Genomic DNA, 16,794 nt, shown 5'->3' on the forward strand with positions numbered 1-16,794 from the left:
GGCAACATGCACGCGGCCGTGACCTTCTACCAGTACGCCAAACAGTACGGCATCAAGCCGCTCATCGGCTGCGAGACCTACGTGGCCCAGGGCGCCTACACCGAAAAAACCGGCAAGCTCGGCAGCGCCTACCACCTCCTGCTCCTGGCCCAGAACGCCCAAGGCTACAAGAACCTCATCCGCCTTGTGTCCATGGCCAACATGGACGGCTTCTACTACAAGCCACGCGTGGACAAGGAGTTGTTGCGCCGCCACGGCGAGGGCATCATCGCCTGCTCGGCCTGCCTGGCCGGGGAAGTCTGCCGCAAGCTGCTCAACGAAGGCCTGGAGGCGGGCGTGGAGACGGCCCGGGAATACGCCGACATCTTTCCCGGCCGCTTCTACCTGGAGCTGCAGTCCAACGGTCTCAAGGAACAGGAGCAGGCCAACTCCATGCTCCTCCAGGTGGCCGAACGCACCGGCCTGCCGCTGGTGGCCACCAACGACTGCCACTACCTGGACCGCGCCGACGCCGAAGCCCACGACACGCTGTTGTGCATCCAGACCCAGGTGACCGTGGACCAGCAGAACCGCATGCGCATGGACACGGACCAGCTCTACTTCAAGCCCCCGGAGGAGATGGAGGCGTCCTTCGCCCATTGCCCCGAGGCTCTGGCCAACACAGCGCGCATCGCCGAGGCCTGCGAACTGGAGATCGAACTCGGCAAGCACGTCTTCCCGGTCTATACCCTGCCCGAGGGCCGGACCATCGTGGAGGAGTTCGAGCTGCTGGCCCGTGACGGCCTCACGAAGCGCCTGGCCCACCTGCCCTACCAAGTGGACGAGGCCGCCTACTGGGAACGCCTGGAGTACGAGATCGGGGTCATCAAGGAGATGGGCTTCCCGGCCTACTTCCTCATCGTCCAGGACTTCATCAACTGGGCCAAGGACAACCGCATCCCCGTGGGCCCGGGACGCGGCTCGGCCGCCGGTTCGCTGGTGGCATGGGCCCTGCGCATCACCAACCTCGATCCCCTGCCCTACGATCTGCTCTTCGAACGCTTCCTGAACGTGGAGCGCGTGAGCATGCCGGATATCGACGTGGACTTCTGCGAGCGCCGCCGCACCGAGGTCATCAAGTACGTCTCCGGCAAGTACGGCGAGGACCGCGTGGCCCAGATCACGACCTTCGGGACCATGAAGGCCAAGGCCGTGGTCCGCGACGTGGGCCGGGCCCTGGGGCTGACCTTCGCCGAGACGGACAAGATCGCCAAGCTCATCCCCGACGACCTGAAGATGACCATCGACAAGGCTCTGGACAAGGAACCCGAGTTGGTGGCCCTGGCCCATTCCAGCCCCCAGATGGAAAAGCTCGTGGACATCTCGCGGCGGCTGGAGGGGTTGTGCCGCCACGCCTCGACCCACGCCGCCGGGGTGGTCATCTCGGCCGGGCCCATGACCGACTACCTGCCGCTCTACCGGGGGAAGAAGGGCGAAGTCGTCACCCAGTACGACATGAAGCGGGTGGAGAAGGTCGGGCTGATCAAGTTCGACTTCCTGGGCCTGCGGACCATGACGGTCATCGAGGACTGTCTGGACATCATCCGCGAACAGGGCAAGCAGCCCCCGGACCTGGACACCCTGGCCCTCTCCGATCCCAAGACCTACGAGATCTTCGCCAGGGGCGACACCGACGGCGTGTTCCAGGTGGAGTCCTCGGGCATGCGGCGCTATCTGCGCATGCTCAAGCCGAACTGCTTCGAGGATCTCATCGCCATGCTCGCCCTCTACCGTCCGGGCCCGCTGGGCTCGGGCATGGTGGACGAATTCATCAAACGCAAGCACGGCGAAGTCGAGGTCACCTATCCGCATCCCAGCCTGGAAAGCGTGCTCAAACCGACCTACGGCGTCATCGTCTACCAGGAACAGGTCATGAGCACGGCCCGGGTCATCGCCAACTACTCCCTGGGCGCGGCCGACCTCCTGCGCCGGGCCATGGGCAAGAAGAACGCCGAGGAGATGGCCAAGCAGCGCAAGCGCTTCCTGGAGGGTTCTCGGGAGAACGGCATCGCGGACAAGACCGCCAACGAGATCTTCGACCTCATGGAGAAGTTCGCGGAGTACGGCTTCAACAAGTCCCACTCCGCGGCCTACGCGCTCATCTCCTACTTCACCGCCTACCTGAAGGCCTACTTCCCCGTGGAGTTCATGGCCTCGCTGATCAGCTCGGAACTGGCCGACACGGACAAGGTCTTCAAGTACATCAACACCTGCCGGGACATGGGCGTGAAGGTGCTGCCCCCGGACATCAACTCGGGCAGGCCGCGCTTCTCGGTGCATGACGGCGCCGTGGTCTTCGGGCTTTCGGGCATCAAGAACGTGGGCGAGGAGGCCGTGCTGGAGATCGTGGAGGAGCGCGAGCGGAACGGCCCCTACACGGACCTCGTGGACCTCTGCCGCCGGGTGAATCTGCGGCGCGTGACCAAGCGCATGCTGGAATACCTCATCAAGGCCGGGGCCATGGACTGCTTCGGCTGTTCCCGGGCCGGACTCCTGGCCGGGCTGGACAAGGCCCACGCCCTGGGTCAGCGCCAGGCCAAGGAGAAGCAAAGCGGCATGATCTCCATGCTGGACATGCTCGGCGGGCCGGACAAAGGCGCGGGCAACGGGCTGCCCGTGAACATCGAGGAATTCCACGCCGAGGAGTGGCCCGACGAGGAGAAGCTCCGGTTGGAGAAGGAGGCCCTGGGCTTCTTCCTCTCCAGCCACCCGCTCCTGGGCTGGCGGCACGAGCTGGCCCGCCTGCGCCTGAACACCCTGGACGAGTGCCGGGAGCTGGCCAACGGCTCGGAGGTGCGCCTGGCCCTGCTGTTCACCTCGGTGAAGGAATACGTGACCAAGAAGGGCGACAAGATGGCCTTCGTGGGCGCGGAAGACCTCACGGCCACCGGCGAGGTCACGCTGCTGCCCAACGTCTATCTGCCCGCCCGCGAACTCATCGCCCAGGACCAGCCCCTGCTGGTGAGCGGACGCATCGACCTGCGCGAGGAGCCCGGCCAGGACGACGAAGGCCCGCGCCAAGCCAAGATCCTGGCCGAGAGCGTCTCGCTCCTCTCCGGAGCCGTGGCCGGCAACACTGAGCCGGTCTATCTCCAGGTGCCCTCGGAGCTCTGCCTCGATGAGCACCTGAACCGGCTCAAGGAACTCCTGTCCCGACACAGGGGCGACGCCCCGGTCTACGTCCAGGTGGGGCTCAAGGACAGCGTCTGCACCCTCCAGCTCTCGCCCCAGTTCGGCGTGGCCCCGAATCCCGAGTTCTGGAAGCAGCTCGACAAATGGCGCGGCCCGCTCACGGCCGGAAACTAGGAGGCAGTCATGGAATACCTCGCCGGAATCGGCATCCTGGCCTGGGCCGTGCTCATGGTGGTGGTCGTCTGCGTCAGCATCGCGCCGCTCATCATCTGGCGCAACACGAACCGCGCCAACCGCATCCTGGAGGAACTCCTGGAGGAGACCCGGCGGAGCAACCGGCTCCTGGGTGAGCTGGAACGCCGCCAGGCCGCGGAAAAACACGACTTCGAACTCTCGTGAGGCGGGACATGGCCGGGAAATGGCGTCTGACGGTGACTTCCGATTTCAGCTCCGCGCACCAGCTGCGCAACTACCGCGGCAAGTGCGAGAACATGCACGGCCACAACTTCGGCGTGGAACTCTGCGTGGAGGGCGACCGGCTCACCCCGGACACCGAACTCCTCGTGGACTTCAAGGTTCTCAAGCAGGCCCTGAAGCAGGTTCTGGACGGCCTGGATCACAGGCACCTGAACGAGGTGCCGCCCTTCGACCGCCTGAACCCCTCCAGCGAGAACCTGGCCCGGCACATCTACACGGCAGTTGCCGCGCTGCTGGCGGACCAGCCCGTACGCGTGGTCCACGTCTCGGTGTCGGAAAAGGACTCCTCCAAAGCCACCTACCGCGAGGACTGACCATGCGCCTTCTGCTCCAGCGCGTGACGCGCGCCGAAGTCCGCGGCGAGGGAGAGGTTCTGGGCAGCATCGGCACGGGCCTGCTCGTGCTGGCGGGCTTCGGCAAGGACGACGGCCCGGACCTGCCCGGCTCCCGCGCCTGGACCACGCTCCTGAACAAGGTCGTGGACCTGCGCATCTTTCCCGACGCCGAGGGCCGCTTCAACCTGAGCCTCAAGGACATCGCCGGCGACCTGCTCCTGGTCTCGCAGTTCACGCTCTACGCCGATTGCCGCCGGGGCCGCCGTCCCTCGTTCTCGGACGCGGCCGAACCCGAGATCGCCTCCCGGCTCTTCGACCGCCTGGTGCGCGACCTGATGCCCCTGGCGCCGGGCCAGATGGCCACCGGTTCCTTCGGCGCGGACATGCTCCTGGACTTCGTCAACTGGGGCCCGGTGACCATCCTTTTGGACTCCGCCGACTTCGCCTGAGTCCTTTCGCGGCATGAAAAAAGAAAGGCGGGCTCCCGGGAGCCCGCCTTTTTCGTGCGACGTCGCGGGAGAGGACGCTGCCGCGACTCGCTAGAAACTGACCCTCCAGGTGGCGGTGACGGCGGCCCCGGGCTGGCGGATGACCAGACCGCGCGAGGTGGCCTGGTAGTTGTTGTAGACCTCGTTGAAGAGGTTGGTCCCGGCCAGGACGATCTGGTTCTTCAGTCCGTCGAGATGGAAATCGTAGCCCGCGCGGGCGTTGACGATCTCCCAGGCATCGGTGGGCAAGGCCCCGTCGGGCACGTGGGTCTGCTCGGCGGCCCACTCGCACTCCAGTTCCCACCAGAAGGCCCCGGTCAGGTGGTTGCGCACGCCCAGCAGGCCGTTGAGCGGGGAAACGTTGCGCAGCGGCTGGCCGTTCTTCACGTCCTCGCCGTCGGCGTAGGCGATGTTGCCGTAGGCGGTCCAATCCGTGACGAAATCCCACTCCAGGGACTGCTCCACGCCGTAGATCTCGGCCCGGCCCACGTTGGCCATGCGGTAGGTGGTGGCGTTGACGTACTGGGCGTTGATCATGTCCTCGATGAAGTTGGCGTAGAACGAGGTCGTGGCCCGCAGCGTCGGCCCGGTGTAGTGGAAGCCCTGCTCGAAGAAGAACGAACGTTCGGGGTCCAGGTCCGGGTCGCCCAGCTCCTTGATGCCGCCGGTGAGGTTGATGTCCTTGAACAGCTCCAGGATGTTCGGCGTGCGGTAACTGGCCGCCGCCAGGGAGGTCAGGCTCCAGCGCTCCGTGGCCTGGAAGGTCAGGCCGGCGTGCCCGCCCCAGCTGAAGTCCTCGCGCGTCCCCGCCTCCACGGTCTGGTTGGCCGTGACGTTGCCCGCGTTGGAGATGGAAACCCAGTCGCCCCGGCCGCCGAGATTCAGGGTCCAGCGCTCGGCCAGTGCCCAGTCGTCCTCCAGGAACAGGCCGCCGGAGAACTGGTTCGCGTCCGGCGTGGGATGGTCCGTGCCGATGAGCACGCCCGCCGGATTGTAGCGGTCGCGCTTGGAGGTCATGTACCAGTTCCAGGCGTCCAGTCCGGCGGTCAGGGTGTGGTCGCCCAGGCCGAGCACGTTGGTCCACTTGCTGCCCACGGTCTCGTGGTCCGCCGAGGGCTTGGCCATGGCCCCGTTCACCTGGTTGATGCGCGGGTTGCGGGTGATGAGCTGGTAGTAGAGCTCGAACCGCGATTCCTTGATCGGCCCGTCCTCGGGCTTGATGGTGTGCACTGTCTGGAACAGGGACCGGTCGTTGGAGCCCAGGGTCAGCTTGGCCGCGCTGGAGGACGGCAGCGGCGGGCTCGATCCGCCGGGCACGCCGATGTCCTCGCCTTCCACGCGCTGGAACTGCACTTCCGTCACCGCGCCGGAATCCCAACGGTAGCCCGTTGCGGCCTTGCCGTAGAAGTCGCGGTACTGGCTGTTGGGCGTCAGGTCGCCCCCGCCGTCGTAAAAGCTCTGATACTCGCGCCAGGAGCCCGAGCCGTAGACCCAAAGGTTCTTGGAGTTGTAAGAGAGGTTGCCGTAGCCGCCAGCTCCCACCGGGTTGGAGCCCGTGGTTCCGGCCAGACCACCGTGCCATTCCGGAACCTCGCCCTCGGCGAAGCGACCCTTCTTGGTGATCACGTTGACCACGCCGCCGATGGAGCCCGAGCCGTAGAGCGTGCTCACCGGGCCCTTCAATATCTCGATGCTCTCCACGTCCTCCGGGTTCACCAGTCCGAAGCGGCCGTTGATGTCCGTGGTGGTGTTCACCCGGCAGCCGTCGATGAGGAAGACCACCGAGTCCCGGGACAGGCCCCGGATGCTCACGTCCGCGCCCCAGGGCGAGTCGGCCGAGACGTCCACGCCCGGAGCCCGCGCGGCCATGTCCGAGATGTTCACCGGCTGGATCTCCTCGATCTCCTCGGCGTCCATGACCTCCACTCCGCCCGGCGTCCGGCTGATCGGCGTGGGCACGGCCCGGGCCGTCACCGTCACCTCTTCCAAGGCATAGGGGTTCGAGCGTTCCTGGGCCGAACACGGAGAGACGGCCAGGGCCGCCATGAAAACAAGCGTGGTATATGTGAAAAGTATCCGTTTCATGGCTCGTCTCAAAACAAGAAGGACTTGACCTGCACGCCCCGGATCATGCCCAGTTTGCCGGTCAGGGCCCCCAGATCGTTGGTCGAGGCGTCGATGATCACGGCGATGACGCTCACGCCGCGCTCCTGATACGGCAACCCGGTGCGGGCCACGATCATGTCGCCATAGCGTCCCAATATCTCGTTGACCTTTAAGGCCGAGGACCGCCGGTCGGCAATGGAAATGCCGACAAGTCCCAGCCGCCGTCCCTCCGTGCTCCCCTCCATGCCGACACCTCCGCGAAGCGCGCCGCTGGCCGATGCGCTGCATTCGTGTTACTAAAATAAAAATAGTGACACGAGACTCGTAGCCTCTCTTTTCAATTCCGTCAACCTCATTCTCCACAGCAGGTGGTTCTTGTTGCAGACATGCGTGTGCCGATAAAACTGAAGCAGCGCTTTTCTGTTTGAAATATTCGCACGAAAAGCATATTAATAAAAATTAAATATACACACCGCCGCGCCAGGATCGAGTGTTCAGCGCGGCGTTTCGTGGAGGAACCATGCCGCGAACTCTCGCCCCGACCCTGGCCGCCCTGTTCCTGCTCCTGTCCGCCGTCCGGCCGGTCCCGGCCCAGGAGCTGCCCCGCGTGCTCATCCAGCAGGGGGAACGCTACCTGGCCATGGGCAAGCTGGACGCGGCCATCGCCAGTTATTCCAAGGTGATCGCCTGCTGCGACCGGACCCCCGAGGGCGCCGAGGCCCACAACGACATCGGCGTGGCCTACGCCCGCAAGGGCGACCTTGACCGGGCCATCCAGGAATACGAGACCGCCCTGACCATCAACGGCTACCCCCTGGCCTCCTTCAACCTGGGCAAGGCCTGGCGCGGCAGGTACGAACAGACCGGCGACCCGGTTTACCGGCGCAAGGCCCTGGAATGCTTCCGGGCCTTCGCCCTGTATCTGCGCAAGGGGGAGTCCCTGCCGCCCGTGGTGAGCTGGCAGCGGGAGGAGATCGAGGAGTATCTGGCGGAAGCCGAGCGCACCCTCGCGGAATGAACGACGCCGCCCGGCGGGAGAAATGCAGCCCTCTGGTTCAGACCAACCCTTCCCTCAGGCCGCACGGAGGTGTTTCTCGCGGGGGGACTAGACCTTCAGCTTGATGCCCTTGGCCTTGGCGGCCTTCACGCCCGCGCTGCGGTCCACATAATGGGTGTGCAGCAGTTCGTGGGACTTGTGACCGCAGGGACCGTCGGCCAGGAAGCCGTCCTTGGCGTAGATCTTCTGGATCATGGGGTTGTCCTGGGATTTGCGGAGCTTGTAGATCTTGGCGTTGGCGTCCGCGCCGTAGACCGAGGTCTGACGCTTGGCCACGAAGTCCATGGCCGCCGCGGCGGCGTCCCTGACGAAGTTGAAGCCCACCAGGGCCACGGCCGTGGTGGCGCCGGCGAACTTCAGGAAGTTCCGGCGGGTGATGTCCAGTGCCTTGTTCATGTCGTCCTCCTGCCTACCCGTTGTTCTTCCCGCTGAAACGGGTCTTCAGTTCCGCGAACAGCTTGGACCCGCACTCGGCCACGCGGAGATTCGGGTCCAGGGGCTGGCCGCCGCCGTTCACGCAGCCGCCGGGGCAGGTCATGATCTCGATGAAGTGGTACGGGGACTTGCCCGCCTTGACTTCCTCACAGAGCTTGGCCGCGTTCTGCAGCCCGCTGGCCACGGCCACGCGCACCTCGCCGAACTTGGGCACGTTCACCGCCGCCGTCTTGATGCCCTCATGAGCGCGCACGGCCTTGATGTCCGGGTTCTTCAGCTTCTCGCCGGAGAGCACCTCGTAAGCCAAGCGCAGGGCCGCCTCCATGACGCCGCCGCTGGTGGCGAAGATGGTGGCCGCGCCGGTGGACTCGCCGAGGACCGGCTCGGGAGCCTCGTCCTTGAGCTTGGCGAAGTTGATGCCCGCCTTCTTGATCATGTACGCCAGCTCGCGGGTGGTGATGGTGGCGTCGATGTCGCGGTAGCCGCTGGCCGCCAGTTCGGGACGCAATCCCTCATATTTCTTGGCGATGCAGGGCATGATCGAAACCGTGTACATTTTCTTGGCGTCGGTCTTGGTCTGCTGCGCGCCGTAGGTCTTGGACAGGGAGCCGAGCATCCCGATGGGCGACTTGCAGGTGGACAGGTGCGGCAGCAGTTCGGGGTAGAAGCTCTCGATGAACTTCACCCAGCCCGGGCAGCAGGACGTGAACTGCGGCAGGGGGTAATGATGGTCGGGCTTGCTGATGCGGTTGATCAGCTCCGTGCCCTCTTCCATGATCGTCAGGTCGGCGGTGTACTCGTTGTCCCAGACATGGTCGAAACCGAGCTTGCGCAGGGCCGCGTGCATCTTGCCGCCGACATAGGTTCCGGCGGGCATGCCGAAGGCCTCGCCGAGGCCGTAGCGCACGGCCGGGGCGGGCATGGACACGACCACCGTGTCCGGATCCTGGAGCGCCTTGAACACGTCGTCCACGAAGGAGACTTCCTCGTAGATGGCGCCGTAGGGGCAGTTCACCAGGCACTGGCCGCAGTTGATGCACACGGCCGGATCCAGAACCTTGCGCTTCTCGTCCGGGCCGAAGGCCTGAATCGCGCCGGTGGGGCAGACCTCGTCGCAGGTGCCGCAGGCCTGGCATTTGGCCGCGTCCACCTGGACCATCGAAAACGCGTTGGGGTCGGCGTTCTTCGGGGCCGTCCCCTTCATCAAGACCTTTTCCATTTCCAGCATGATCGCTCCTCCTTACTGAGCATTCACGTGGTTGCCGAATCCTCCTGTGCTCGAAAAACACCCCCTGGATATTACTAAAATTAAAATCGTATCACATGGTGTGTATAATTTTAAAAAAAGTACCGTGTCAAGGGCGTCCGGCGTTTTTCGCGACGATTCCGCGCTTCCGTTCCATGCCGCGCGTGGACATTCCCGGCCCGGGACGATACATGCCGCACATGGTCCAGCCGCCGGAGATCACCCACAAGCCCCGTGTCCTGCTCCTCACCAGCCTCTATTTTCTCATGGGCGAGGTGGTCGCGGCTCTGACCCGTCTGGGCGTGCCGCACCGGCTCCTGGACTTGGGCGGCAAGGAGATGGACCGGGATCTCTTCGTGGACCGCGTACGCGAGGCCGTGGCCGGATTCCGGCCGGATTTCCTGCTCACCGTGAATCACCTGGGCGTGGACCGCGAGGGCGTGCTCCTGGACCTCCTGGAGCCCGACGGCCTGCCCCTGGCCTCCTGGTTCGTGGACAACCCCTTCCTCATCCTGCCGCTTTACCCCCGACGCCACCTGGAGCGCACGGCCTTGTTCACCTGGGACGCGGACAACGTGGAGGCCTTGCGCGGCTTCGGTTTCCCGCACGTCTCCTGGCTGCCCCTGGGCGCGGACCCGGAGCGCTTCCGACCCGGGGCCCCGGGTCGCGACGCCTGGAACGCGCCGGTGTCCTTCGTGGGCAACTCCATGCTGGCCAAGGTGGCCGGGCGGCTGGCGGCGTCGGACCCGCCGCCGGAACTGGCGGCCCGGGCCGAGGAAGTGGCGCGCGCCTTCGGAGCGAGTGACGAGCCCTCGGCCGCGCGCTTTCTGCGCGACCGCTTCCCGGACCTCTGGCCTCTGTTCCTGGGCCTGCGTTCGCCCGTGCGCATGCTGGCCTTCGAGACCTATCTCACCTGGCTTTCCACCCGCGACTACCGGCTGTCCTGCGTGCGCGGGCTGCTGCCTTTCGAACCGCTCATCGCGGGCGACCCGGGCTGGTTCGAGCTGCTGCCCCCGGGCGGCTGGCGGCACCATCCCGAGCTGTCCTATTACGACGACCTGCCGGGCTTCTACCCGCGCGCGGCGATCAACTTCAATTGCACGAGCCTCCAGATGAAGGGGGCGGTGAACCAACGGGTCTTCGACGTGCCCGCCTCGGGCGCGTTCCTGCTCACGGACCGCCGCCGCCAGATGGAGCGGCTCTTCGAGCCGAACCGGGAAATGGCGATGTACGACAGGCCGGAAGATGTGTCCGACCAGATTCGGCGTTGGCTGGATGACCCGGCGGGCCGGGCGCGACTGGCCGAGGCCGGACGGCGGCGCGTCCTGGCCGAGCACACCTACGACCACCGTCTGGCCGCCCTGCTGCGGACCATGCGCCGGACCTTCGGGGCGCGGCCGTGAAGCCCATCCTCGTGCTCCAGCGCCGCCGCATGGGCGACCTGATCCTCTCCTTTCCGCTGTTTCTCTGGCTGCGGCGGGTCTTCCCCGGCCACCCTATCCAGGTGGCCGCCGAGGAGCATTTCTTCCGCCCGCTGGCGCTTCTCTCGCCCCAGGTCTCTTACGTGCCATGGTCCGGGACCGAGGCTTTGCTCCGCCAGGACTACCGCCTCGTGCTCAACCTGAGCGCCGGGGATCAGGCCGACGAACTGGCCGGACAGGCGCGGGCCGAGGAAAAACTCGGCCCCGTGCTGGAAAACGGCGCGCGCCGGGTGCATGGCCGCTGGCAGCTCTACCGCCAGAGCCTGATCCAGAACAACCGTTACAACCGTTTTCACTGGGCCGAGCTGAACGCCCTGGACGTGGTTCCCCTGGCCGAGTTGCGGGGCACGGCCTTCGCCGAGCCCCGGCGCCTGCCGCCCGACGTGGTCCGGGTGGGGCTCTTCCTCGGGGCCAGCGACCCCTCCAAGCGCCCGGGGCCCGCGTTCTGGGCCGAACTGGCCCGGGCGCTCCTGGACCGGGGCCTGCGCCCGGCCCTGCTGGGCGGGCCGGCGGAACGCGCGCTGGGAGCCGAGGTCAAGCGGATCGCCGCCGCCCCGGTGCTCGACCTCTGCGGCAGGCTGGGCCTGAAGGAGCTGGCCGCCGCCGGGCAGACCTTCCAACTCCTGGTGACCCCGGACACCGGCCCCATGCACCTGGCGGCCTGGACAGGCCTGCGCGTGCTCAATCTCTCCATGGGCAACGTCAACCCCTGGGAGACCGGACCCTACCAGCCCGGGCATCTCGTACTCCGGCCCACGGCCAGTTGCGCCCAGGGCTGCTGGTCCTGCACCCGGGGCGGAACGCGCTGCCACGCGGCCTTCTCGGCCCGACGGACGGCCTCCCTGGTCCATTCCATGCTCAGCGGCCCGGACGAACGCCTGGAACGCCTGACTCCGCCGGGCCTGGCCCTGTCGCGCTCGGACCGGGGCCCCTCCGGCCTGTACCGGCTGACCCGCCTGGACCGGCGCCCCCCCGGGGCCCACCGCCTCCTGTCCCGCTTCTGGCAGGCCTACTTCGGCCGACGCTTCGGGCTCTGGGACGAGAGGACGCCCCGATCGACCTGGGCCGAGCTGGCGGCCACCCAACCCCGTCTGGCCGAAGCCTTCACCGACCGCCTCCCCGACCTGGGGCGGGGCCTACGGATCGGTCTGACCCGGGGCAGCCTGGAAAACTCCTTCTGGACCGGCGCACCGCTCATGCTCCGGCCGCTCACCGGCTACCTCCTGCCCCTGCTCCAAAACCGCGACTTCAGCGCCCCGGCCTGGGCCGAGTCCCTGGACTGGCTGGAGGACCTTCTGGCCCTCACGCGCTGACCCCGGCGGAAAAAACTGCCCGGAGCCGCCGCGACGCGTTTTCACAACACTTTTGAATAACTTGTTTTTTCCTTTGGAACGGGTTTTGTATGAAGGCCCGCAGAGGAAAAAGCGATGCAGATTCTTCCCGATATTCCGACCGCCGGTCAGAGCACCGACCCCCTCCAGTTTTCCAACGGGCTGTCCACCTATGAGGGATCCTCGCGGTCGGGAGGCTTCTCCGACTTCATGAGCATGTACTCGACCCTGGACCAGCAGCAGACCACGACCTCCGCCTCCTCCCTTTCCTCGGAAGCCCGGACCCGGATCGAGAACCGCCGCGCCGCGTTGCGCGAGGAAGCCGAAACGGCCGCGAGAGAGGTGCGCGACGGCCTGACCGGCGCGACCCGGACGGCGAACCCGGCGGACCTGAGCCCCAAGGAGGTCGCCAACGGTCTCACCAAGCACGTCAGCCTGGGCCTGCAGAGCATGAAGCTCTCCCGCGACGACCTGGACGCCATGCGCAACGGCCTGAAGACCTACGGCCTTTCAGCCTCCGAGCTGTTGGATTTCGAGAACCAGGTCGGCTCCTCCGAAGGGCTCACCTGGGGCCGCTTCGTCAGCGCCCTGTCCGAAAAGATGCGCCAGTCCAAGAAGGCGCTCCAACTCTCCTCCGAGGAGGTCCAGGAGCTGCAATCCTTCTTCCAGAAGATCGGCTTCAATCCGGCCGAGGCCCAGGGGCTGGTGCAGAACCTCTCCCAGGGCGACGCGTCCAAGGTTCTCCTCTCGGTCCAGTCCCGGCTGGAGAGCCAGAACCAGGACCGGGGCCTTTCCCTCACCGCGCGCGAGCTGACCACGTACATGAATGCCCTGGCCCAGGCGGCCAAGGGCGCGTCCGCCGCCACCCGGAACCTGTCCGGCGGCATCTCGGGCCAGTTGGCCCAGATGGCTGAGCAGTTGGCCTCCGGCCCCGGCACCACGCGCGGCCTGCGCGAACTCCTGGGGCGGTTCCAGGGCGAAATGGCCCAGCTGACCCAGAATCAGGCCGAAAAGGACCAGAGTCTGGTCAAGCTGGTGGGCGACACCCTGGAGAAGTCCGCCCGGCGGGAAAAGCTCTGGAGCAAGGGCGACCGCCAGGCCCAGAACCAGGAGACCATGCTCCGCAGCGAACGCGGCGTCTCATCGGACATCAAGAACTTCGGCCGTCGCCTGCGCGAGGATGCCGAGGACGCGGTCAATGCCGCCAAGAACGCCTGGCGCCGCCAGGCCGAAAATTCCGAACAGGAACTGGGGCGGCCGATCAACGGCAAGTCTTCGGAACAACGCGACCCCGTCGCGGAACTGCGGGACGCCGCGCGCCCGGTCTTCAAGACCGGGGCCGAGACCACCGACCGGCAGGCCGAGGGCAAGTCCAAGTCCGAACAAGGCTCCGGCGGGAACTCGGCCTGGAAGGAATTCTTCGGCAAACTCAAGACCGAATCCGGACAGGAGACGGCCCGCCTGGAGAACGCCAAGACCCAGATCAACGAGTTCGCCCTGGCCGACTCCCCCCGGCAAACGACGACCGCGCCGACCGTTCCGCAGAGCGTGAACACCGCCGCGACCCGCCAGATGCTCACCCAGGTCCAGAACGGCGTGCTCACCAACCTGGGCCAGGGCCGGACCCAGCTCACACTCCAGTTGCAGCCCGAAAACCTGGGCACCCTGTCGGTCATGCTTCAGGTCAAGAACAAGGAAGTGCAGGCGGTCATCCGGGCCGACAACCACGAAACCGGCAAACTGCTCGCCGCCAACCTGGAATCCCTGCGCCAGTCCCTCGAAGAGCAAGGACTCAAGGTGGCCCGCATGGAAGTGCAGACAGGCCTCTCCGGCAACCAGGAACATGCCGCTTGGCTTGGACAGGAACAGCACAACCAGGCCCGGGAGCAGCGCGAGGCCCTGGCGGGCATGAAGTGGCGCGCGCATATCGCGGACGGGGACGATGTCGGCTTGGCACGGGACGTGCTTTCCTCCGAACGGCAGGCAAGTCTTGCCGACCGGGGATTGCACCTCATCGCCTAAGGAGACGCGGCATGAGCACCGAATACTATTCCGCAGCCAGCAGCCTTCTCTCGGGAGCCTCGACCCAGCAGGCCGCCAGCAACGAAGTCACCCACAAGAGCAGCATGGATCAGGACACCTTCATGAAGATCCTGATCGCCCAGCTGACCCACCAGGATCCCATGAACCCCATGGACGACAAAGAGATGACCTCGCAGTTGGCGCAGTTCTCCAGCCTGGAACAGTTGACGAACATCAACAAGGGCATCCAGAGCCTGGTGGACGCCAACAGCCAGAAGGATCTCTACTCGGCCACGAATTTCATCGGCCAGAGCATCAAGGCCAAGGGCTACACCGTGACCAAGGACGGCAGCACCATCAGCTCCATCAACTATGGGATGGGCGAGGCCGTCAGCAACCTCATGGTGAACGTCTACGACTCCGAGGGCAACATCGTGCGCAGCGAAACGCTCGGCGCACGCGAGGCCGGCACCTACACCTACACTTGGGACGGCAAGAATTCCGCCGGCACCACCGTGCCCGACGGCACCTACACGGTGGGTATGATCGGCGAGGATTCCGATGGGGCCAAGGTTCTCATCCAGACCGAGGTCTCGGGCGTGGTCTCCGGCGTGATCAACTCCGGCGGCGAACTGTACCTGACCCTCAAGGACGGCCGCACGGTGAACTACAAGAACATCACCGAGATCACCAGTCCCAACAGCACGTCGGACGAGAAGTCGAGCTAGGTCCGCGCGGACAACGACACGAAACGGGTTTCGCCGCATTCATAAGGAGGTCTGTCATGGGTTTGAGTTCATCCCTCTACGCCGGAATTTCCGGCCTGTCGGTGCACAGTGAGCAGCTGACGGTCATCAGCAACAACCTCGCCAACGTGAACACCGTGGGCTACAAGGGCGCGCGCATGGACTTCGAGGACGTCATGAGCCAGGACTACCCCACGGCCTCGGGCATCGCCCAGATCGGCCGAGGCGTCCGCGTGGCCTCGATATTCAACGACTTCGGCCAGGGCGCCTTCTCCACCACGTCCGAGTCCACCGACATGGCCATCAGCGGCAACGGCTTCTTCGTCGTCAAGGTCAAGGACTCCGAGAGCCAGTACTACACCCGCGCGGGCAACTTCCGCTTCGACTCCGACGGCTACCTGGTGGATCCCCACGGCTACGTGCTGCAGGGCTGGGCCATGGAGCAGACGACGACCTCCACCGCCGCGGTGAGCACCACGGACTCCAGCAACAGGCGGCGCATCGTGGGCGTGCCCACGGACATCCGGCTGGAAAACTTCCAGTCGCCGCCCAAGGTCACGAGCAACATCAACATCGTGACCAACCTGGACCCCAAGGCCACCAGCGCCTCCAACTCGACCACGAATCCCTACTTCGCCATGTTCGAGAACTGGGACGGCACCGAGGCCACGCCCCTGGACGAGGGGCTCTATTCCTACTCGACCTCCATCAAGGTCTACGACCAGATCGGCGCGGCCCACACCGTGACGGTGTACTTCGATCAAGTCACGCTCTCCGACGCGGGCGGCTACTCGGTCTGGGAATACATGGTCACGACCCAGCCCGGCGAGGACGGCCGCATCCTGGGCTCCTCGCGCATCGGCGACACCTCGGCGGCCGGCGTGATGATGGTCGGCACACTGACCTTCCGCACCGGCCAGTTGGTGAACCAAAGCGCCTTCACCCTGAAGAGCGACGCGGGCGGCAACGTCAAGGATCTGAGCGCCTGGACCCTGGCCTCCTTCTCCACTGGAGGCTACCCGGTCTTCACCCCGAACTTCCTCTCCCAGTCCAACGCCAGTCTAGACAACGCGGTGAACGCACTGCCCATCGAGATGAACTTCGGGCTGCGCAACACGGATCTGACCAGCAACGGCGGCGGCGCCATCACCCGGGGCTGGTCCAGCGTCGGCGGCCTGGCCACCAACGCCGCGGCGGTGGGCAACGACATCACCCATATCAACCGCCTGCCAACGGCCAAAGACCCGAACATCAGCGCCCTGGCCACCCAAAGCTACGACACGGGCGGCTCGTCCACCCTGTTCCAGAGCCAGAACGGCTACACGGCGGGCGTACTCCTGAACGTCTCGGTCAGCCGCGACGGCGTCCTCTCCGGACAGTACTCCAACGGCCAGACCCTGGAACTCTACTCCCTGACCCTGGCCACCTTCACCAACCAGTGGGGCCTGCGGCGGGAAGGCGGCAACCTCTTCTCCGAAACCCTGGACTCCGGCCCGGCCCTCACCGGTCAGGCGGGCACCACAGGCAAGGGGACCGTGGACGGAAACTCCCTGGAGCTGTCCAACGTGGACATGGCCACGGAGTTCGTGAACATGATCACCTCCCAGCGCGGCTTCCAGGCCAACACCAAGGTGATCACCACGACCGACAGCCTCCTCGGCGAAGTCATAGCCATGAAGCGCTAGCCCCGAAACCCAGGCTGGCGACTCCTGAATCGGCGGCCGCCGAAGCCCGACAAGGGCCCGGCGGCGCGAAACCCCGGCGAGACGGCCCGGACCGGATTGACCCCCCGGCCCGGGCCGCTCCTCTTTTCCATCCCGTCCCTTGAGGCGCAACGACTTGCGCCGTACCGCACCGCGATCCCTCGGAATTTTTTGACGGTTCCCTGACGCCCGGGAG

At 65.9% G+C, this 16,794-nt stretch carries 14 protein-coding genes (1 of these 14 only partly in view); 10 read left to right on the forward strand and 4 right to left on the reverse strand.

Features of this window, described 5'->3' with window-relative positions; translation table 11 throughout:
* The 4 genes in view from dnaE to dtd are tightly spaced (at most 9 nt apart) and all read left to right on the forward strand, a layout consistent with a single transcriptional unit that may run on beyond the window.
* Nucleotides 1-3,345, forward strand: partial view of a DNA polymerase III subunit alpha gene (gene dnaE / locus H587_RS0112560; RefSeq protein ID WP_027176553.1) — the 3' portion only. Its footprint begins 126 nt before the window's first position; only the last 3,345 of its 3,471 coding nucleotides appear in the window; the start codon falls outside the window, past its left edge; its stop codon occupies nt 3,343-3,345.
* Nucleotides 3,346-3,354: 9 nt separating this feature from the next.
* On the forward strand, nt 3,355-3,570 hold the full coding sequence (locus tag H587_RS0112565) for a hypothetical protein (RefSeq protein ID WP_027176554.1): 216 nt from the start codon (nt 3,355-3,357) through the stop codon (nt 3,568-3,570).
* 8 nt (nt 3,571-3,578) lie between these two features.
* On the forward strand, nt 3,579-3,962 hold the full coding sequence (gene queD / locus H587_RS0112570) for a 6-carboxytetrahydropterin synthase QueD (protein WP_027176555.1): 384 nt from the start codon (nt 3,579-3,581) through the stop codon (nt 3,960-3,962).
* 2 nt (nt 3,963-3,964) lie between these two features.
* On the forward strand, nt 3,965-4,432 hold the full coding sequence (gene dtd / locus H587_RS0112575) for a D-aminoacyl-tRNA deacylase (protein WP_027176556.1): 468 nt from the start codon (nt 3,965-3,967) through the stop codon (nt 4,430-4,432).
* Between the two features lie 90 nt (nt 4,433-4,522).
* On the opposite strand, the gene H587_RS0112580 is transcribed toward dtd, so the two are convergent.
* Complete coding sequence (locus tag H587_RS0112580) at nt 4,523-6,556, reverse strand: TonB-dependent receptor plug domain-containing protein (RefSeq protein WP_084630731.1); 2,034 nt, start codon at nt 6,554-6,556, stop codon at nt 4,523-4,525.
* An 8-nt stretch (nt 6,557-6,564) separates the two neighbouring features.
* Entirely contained in the window at nt 6,565-6,822 is a 258-nt protein-coding gene (locus H587_RS0112585; protein WP_027176558.1) for a TM1266 family iron-only hydrogenase system putative regulator, read from the reverse strand.
* A 275-nt stretch (nt 6,823-7,097) separates the two neighbouring features.
* On the opposite strand from H587_RS0112585, the gene H587_RS0112590 reads away from it, so the two are divergent.
* The gene (locus H587_RS0112590) at nt 7,098-7,595 is read left to right on the forward strand and encodes a tetratricopeptide repeat protein (RefSeq protein ID WP_027176559.1); all 498 of its coding nucleotides are present in this window, start codon (nt 7,098-7,100) and stop codon (nt 7,593-7,595) included.
* Nucleotides 7,596-7,682: 87 nt separating this feature from the next.
* Here H587_RS0112590 and H587_RS0112595 read toward each other — a convergent pair whose 3' ends face one another.
* Complete coding sequence (locus tag H587_RS0112595; protein WP_027176560.1) at nt 7,683-8,030, reverse strand: iron hydrogenase small subunit; 348 nt, start codon at nt 8,028-8,030, stop codon at nt 7,683-7,685.
* A gap of 13 nt (nt 8,031-8,043) precedes the next feature.
* Nucleotides 8,044-9,297: a [FeFe] hydrogenase, group A gene (locus H587_RS0112600; protein WP_156904556.1), complete on the reverse strand. Its 1,254-nt coding sequence runs from the start codon at nt 9,295-9,297 to the stop codon at nt 8,044-8,046.
* Nucleotides 9,298-9,506: 209 nt separating this feature from the next.
* Between H587_RS0112600 and H587_RS0112605 the strand changes: the two genes are divergently transcribed.
* From H587_RS0112605 to H587_RS0112625, 5 genes are all read left to right on the forward strand, one after another.
* Entirely contained in the window at nt 9,507-10,718 is a 1,212-nt protein-coding gene (locus H587_RS0112605) for a CgeB family protein (protein WP_051202792.1), read from the forward strand.
* Nucleotides 10,715-12,109 (forward strand): glycosyltransferase family 9 protein, encoded by a 1,395-nt coding sequence (locus tag H587_RS0112610; protein ID WP_027176563.1) that lies wholly within the window; start codon nt 10,715-10,717, stop codon nt 12,107-12,109. Before H587_RS0112605 ends, H587_RS0112610 begins: the two co-directional genes overlap by 4 nt.
* Nucleotides 12,110-12,223: 114 nt before the next feature.
* Nucleotides 12,224-14,149: a flagellar hook-length control protein FliK gene (locus H587_RS0112615; protein ID WP_027176564.1), complete on the forward strand. Its 1,926-nt coding sequence runs from the start codon at nt 12,224-12,226 to the stop codon at nt 14,147-14,149.
* Between the two features lie 11 nt (nt 14,150-14,160).
* Nucleotides 14,161-14,877, forward strand: coding sequence for a flagellar hook assembly protein FlgD (locus H587_RS0112620; protein WP_027176565.1), 717 nt, complete (start codon nt 14,161-14,163; stop codon nt 14,875-14,877).
* 56 nt (nt 14,878-14,933) lie between these two features.
* Entirely contained in the window at nt 14,934-16,580 is a 1,647-nt protein-coding gene (locus H587_RS0112625) for a flagellar hook protein FlgE (RefSeq protein ID WP_027176566.1), read from the forward strand.
* The last annotated feature ends 214 nt before the right edge of the window (nt 16,581-16,794 follow it).

The organism is Desulfovibrio aminophilus DSM 12254, assembly GCF_000422565.1.
Taxonomy (GTDB): domain Bacteria; phylum Desulfobacterota; class Desulfovibrionia; order Desulfovibrionales; family Desulfovibrionaceae; genus Aminidesulfovibrio; species Aminidesulfovibrio aminophilus.

Excerpts from the sequence above, each read along its gene's own strand:
- dtd (WP_027176556.1), top strand. The coding sequence starts at position 3,965 with ATGCGCCTTCTGCTCCAGCGCGTGACGCGCGCCGAAGTCCGCGGCGAG.
- H587_RS0112600 (WP_156904556.1), bottom strand. The coding sequence starts at position 9,297 with ATGCTGGAAATGGAAAAGGTCTTGATGAAGGGGACGGCCCCGAAGAAC.
- H587_RS0112625 (WP_027176566.1), top strand. The coding sequence starts at position 14,934 with ATGGGTTTGAGTTCATCCCTCTACGCCGGAATTTCCGGCCTGTCGGTG.
- H587_RS0112605 (WP_051202792.1), top strand. The coding sequence starts at position 9,507 with ATGCCGCACATGGTCCAGCCGCCGGAGATCACCCACAAGCCCCGTGTC.
- H587_RS0112620 (WP_027176565.1), top strand. The coding sequence starts at position 14,161 with ATGAGCACCGAATACTATTCCGCAGCCAGCAGCCTTCTCTCGGGAGCC.
- H587_RS0112615 (WP_027176564.1), top strand. The coding sequence starts at position 12,224 with ATGCAGATTCTTCCCGATATTCCGACCGCCGGTCAGAGCACCGACCCC.
- H587_RS0112595 (WP_027176560.1), bottom strand. The coding sequence starts at position 8,030 with ATGAACAAGGCACTGGACATCACCCGCCGGAACTTCCTGAAGTTCGCC.
- queD (WP_027176555.1), top strand. The coding sequence starts at position 3,579 with ATGGCCGGGAAATGGCGTCTGACGGTGACTTCCGATTTCAGCTCCGCG.
- H587_RS0112580 (WP_084630731.1), bottom strand. The coding sequence starts at position 6,556 with ATGAAACGGATACTTTTCACATATACCACGCTTGTTTTCATGGCGGCC.
- H587_RS0112590 (WP_027176559.1), top strand. The coding sequence starts at position 7,098 with ATGCCGCGAACTCTCGCCCCGACCCTGGCCGCCCTGTTCCTGCTCCTG.
- H587_RS0112585 (WP_027176558.1), bottom strand. The coding sequence starts at position 6,822 with ATGGAGGGGAGCACGGAGGGACGGCGGCTGGGACTTGTCGGCATTTCC.
- H587_RS0112565 (WP_027176554.1), top strand. The coding sequence starts at position 3,355 with ATGGAATACCTCGCCGGAATCGGCATCCTGGCCTGGGCCGTGCTCATG.